This window comes from Polaromonas sp. P2_G11, assembly GCF_056403595.1.
In genome coordinates, this window is the sequence record NZ_JBFUFE010000010.1 from 1 (window position 1) to 4,763 (window position 4,763).

Here is a 4,763-nt window from a genome sequence, read left to right on the forward strand (position 1 = left end):
TTTTCCTAAACAAAGTGGTAAATGTGAGGATGTATTGATGAAATACCGTTGAGCAGTTCTCCAAAGGGTTGGAGGAGGGGTGAGGGGCAGGGGCCCGAGCCGGCGGTTCACCATTAGGTAGATCACATGGTTGCGATCGTCAGCGGCAATAGCCTGGGCTTGGGTTCAACGTCATTGGCCACGCTGGGGCGAGGCGGGCTGCTGGGGGCGGCCGGCCAGGGGCGAAGCGGCGAGCAGGCGTTTGTCAATGTGGCCAATGGTAATTTGGTGCTGCAGGACCGGGACGACTACCTGGTTGCGCACGGCGTGAACCTGACGGCGCTGCGCACCTACAACAGCCAGGGCAAGCTCAACGACGACAATGCCGACAACTGGTCCATGGGGGCCTATGCCCAGCAGGTGAAACTGGCGGGCACACTGAACGCTGCCGGCAGCACCCTCACCCGCACCGCCCGGGACGGCAGCGAGTCGGTCTACAGCTGGGACGCTGGCAGGCTCGCCTATGTGAGCACCGACGGCGCCGGCGCCTACGACACCATCAAGGCGGTCGGCAGCGACTACGTCTGGACCGACGGCGACACCGGCCTGACCGAAACGTATGAGGCCGCCACCGGGCGGCTGGCCAGCACCACCGACGCCAGCGGCACGAGCGCCAGCTACGCCTACAACGCCTCGGGCCTGCTCTCCAGCATGACCAGCGCCAGCGGCGACGTCACCTACCTCGACTACGTGGGCAGCAACGTTTCCAAAGTGCGCACCGTCAGGGCCGACGGCACGACCCTCACCCGCGTGGCCTATGCCTACGACACGAGCAACCGCCTATCTTCGGTGAGAGTGGACCTCAGTCCGGAAGACGCCAGCACGGCAGACAACTATTACTACCAGACCACCTACACCTACGACGGCGCCAGCACCCGCGTGGCAAGCGTCACCCAGAGCGACGGCACCAGCCTGACGTTCACCTACGTGCAAGTGGGCGCCGACTACCGGGTCGCCACCGTCAGGGACGGGCTCAACCACACCACGAGCTACAGCTACGACACCGTCAACAATCGCACCACGGTGACCGACCCGCTCGGCCTCGTCACCAGCTACGAGTACGACGGCGCAGGCCAGCTCACCAAGATCACGGCACCCGCGGTCGGCGGCGTGGCACGGGTCAGCAGCTTTGCCTACAACGCCGCCGGCGACCTGACCCAGGTCACCGACGCGCTGGGCCAGGCGACGGCGATGGAGTACGACGCCAACGGCAACCAGGTCCTGCAGCGCGATGCGAGTGGCAACACCGTCACGCGCACCTACGATGCCCGCAACCAGCTGCTGACCGAGTCCACCTATACCGTGGCCGACCCGGACGGCGCCGGTGCCGGCCAGCCCGCCCTGCCGCTCACGACGCGCTACGTCTACGACGCCGCCAACAAAAACCTCCTGAGGTTTGTGCTCAGCCCGACAGGGCGCGTGACTGAGTTCCGCTACAACGCCTGGGGCGAGCAGGTTGCCAGCATCCAGTACAGCGCGGCAGCCTACAACGTGGCCGCCCTGGGCGCCACGGCCGTGCCCACAGAAGCGGCCATGGCCACCTGGGCCGGCGCGCAAAACCTTCTCCTGAGCACGCGCTCCGACCGGGTGCTGGACGCACGCGGGCAACTGCAGTCGGTCACGGTGTACGCCAGGGTCGACGCCGCGGGCAACGGCGTTGCCGACGGCAGCCAGTCGACGACCCAATACATCTACGACCAGGCCGGCCTGCTGCTCAAGACCATCTCGGGGACGGCGGGCGTCAGCCTGTACACCTACGACGGCCTGGGCCGCGTGCTGTCGGTGCAGAACGCGCTGGGGCAGACCACGCTGACCAGCTACGACGACGCCGGCCGCAAAACCACCGTCAGCTTCGCCAACGGCCTGTCGACCAGCAGCACCTATGACGCGGCTGGCCGCCTCATCAGCGTCACGCAAAGCAGCGCGCAGACCGCCAACCTGGGCACCACGCTTTACGTCTACGACGCCGACAACCGTCTCACGATGACGCAGGACCCGAGCGGCGTGCGGGCCTGGATGCTGTATGACGAAGCCGGCCGCAAGACCGCCGACATCGACGGCAACGGCAGCCTGACGGAATACGTCTACAACAAGAACAACCAGGTCACGCAGACCATTGCCTACGCAAGCGCGGTGAATGTGGCCAGCCTCGTCAACGGGTCCGGCCAGCCGCTGAACCCGTCGCTGGCGGCGGTGCGGCCGGCCGGTGTTGCCGCCGACCTCAAGTCCTGGCGCGTCTACGACAGCGCCGGCCGCCTGCTCAAGACGGTGGACGGCCAGGGCGCCGTCACCGAGATGCAGTACGACGGCGCCAGCCGCCTGGTATCCGTCACGCATTACGCCAACCTCATCTCAACCGCGGCGCTGGGTGCAGCACCGGCCGCCGGCAGTGTTGCGCCCACGGCCAACGCCGCTGCCGACCGCGTCGAGAGAAACTTCTACGACGACGACGGCCTGCTGCGCGCCAGCCTCGATGCCGAAGGCTACCTCACGGAATTGAGGTACGACAGCGCCGGGCGCCTGGCCAGCCGCACCGCCTACGCCACGGTGACCGCCCAGGCCCTGCGCGCCAGCGGAACGCTGGCCCAGCTTCTGCCGGCCACGGATGCCAGGGACATCACCACACGCCTGGTGCTCAACGCCCAGGGCCAGGTGGCCGGCGAAATCGATGCCGAGGGTTACCTGACCGAGAAGGTCTACGACGCCAACGGCAACCTCACCCAGAGCATCCGCTACGCCACGGCTGTCAGCGCCGGCGCGCTGGCCGCCTTCACCTCCAGCACGACGGTTGCCGATCTTCGCCCGGCCGCCAGCGCGCAAGACCGCAGCAGCAGCGCTACCTACGACCTCCTGAACCGCGTCGTCACGTCAACCGACGCCGCCGGCACCGTCACGCAGTTCACGTATGACAGCACAGGCAACCTGACACAAAAGGTGTCCGCCGCCGGCACCTCCGAGGCCCGCACGCTGACAGCGAAGTACGACCTGCAGGGCCGCCTGGTCGGCGAGCTCACCGGTGTCGGCAGCGCGCTGCTCACGGGCAGCCTGACGCAGGCGCAGATCGACGCCGTCTGGAGCCAATACGGCCTGACCCACGCCTACGACGCCGCGGGCCGTCGCACCAGCACGACCGACGGCTACGGCAATAAGACGCTGTTCTTCTACGACGTCGACGGGCATCTGACGCACACGGTCAACGCGCTCGGCGAGGTACGCGAGAGCCAGTACAACGCCCTGGGGCAGCTGACGTCCACGGTGAGCTACGGCACCCGCATCAACCTGGCCGGGCTGACAGGCGCCAATGCCGGCGGGCTGGTCAATGCCGCGCTCACCGCCGCCATCGTGGTGAATGCCGCGCTCGACAGCAAGGCCACCTATGCCTACAACAGCTTCGGCGGCCTGGCCAGCAGCACCGACGCGCTGGGCAATGTCACCGCCCTGGGCTACAACGCCTTCGGCAATGAAGTCAGCCGCGTGCAGGACCTGGGCGCATCGCAAACCCTGACGCGGACCACCACGGTAGACCGGCGCGGCCTGGCGACCGGGGCCGTGCTGGATGCCAGCGGCATCAACGCCATCACGTCCGCCGTGTACGACGCCTTCGGCCGGCTGACCAGCAGCACCGATGCCAACGGCCACACCAGCACCCGGACCTTCGACAGGCTGGGCCGCGCCGTCACCAGCGTTGACCCGCTCAATGTCACGCGCAGCAGCAGCTACGACGCCTTCGACAGGGTACTCACGCAGACCGACGGCCTGGGCCAGGTCACGAGCTACAGCTATGACAAGGTGGCGCGCTCTGTCACGGTCACCACGCCCGAGAGCGTCAGCGTCACGACGGTGCAGACCCGCCTGGGCCAGACCCAGAGCGTGACCGACGGCCTGGGCAACACCACCAGCTTTGCCTACGACCTCAACGGCAACCTGCTCACCACGACAACAGCGCTGACCACCACCAGCCAGAGCTACGACCGCAGCAACCGGCTGGCCAGCACGACGGACGCCAACGGCAACCTGGTGGTGCTCGGCTATGACGCCGCCAACCGGGTTCTGGCGCGCACCGTCGATCCGGCGGGCCTGAACCTCACCACCACCTACGGCTACGATGCCAAAGGCCAGCAAGTCACCGTGACCGACCCGCTGGGCATCGTCACCCAGTTCAGCTACGACCTCAAGGGCCAGCTGACCCAGCAGGCGGTCGACCCCCTGGGCCTGAACCTCGTGACGGCCTACAGCTACGACGGGCGCGGCAAGACGCTGACGGTGACAGACCCCCGCGGCACGGTCACCCGCTACACCTACGACAAGCTCGGGCGCCGCACTCTGGAGCAGGTCGACCCGACGGGCCTGAACCTCACGCGCAGCTATGCCTACGACAAGGCCGGCAACGTCACCAGTTCCACCGATGCGAACGGCAACCTCACGCGTTACGCCTACGACGCGGGAGACCGGCTGGTGTTCACCGTCGATGCGGCGGGCAACGTCAGGCAGAGCGGCTTTGACGCGGAAGGCCGCGTCGTCAAGACCACGGTCTATGCAACGGCTATCACACCGGCGGATATGGCCGGCTTGCCGGCGGCCGCCAGCGTGGCGCAAATCCAGGCCAGGGTGCTTGCCGCCGCGGGCTCGGACCTGGTGGAGAACCGCGTCTACGACAGGGACGGCCGGCTCACGGCCACGGTCAACGCCCTGGGCGAGGTGGTCAAGTACGTGTATGACGCGGC

1 protein-coding gene is annotated in these 4,763 nt (G+C 67.4%); it reads left to right on the forward strand.

Annotated features, from left to right (window positions below; translation table 11 throughout):
* Positions 1-126 precede the first annotated feature (126 nt).
* The coding region (locus tag AC1DWQ_RS22995) for an RHS repeat domain-containing protein (protein ID WP_477671726.1) at positions 127-4,763 on the forward strand (4,637 nt) is incomplete at its 3' end.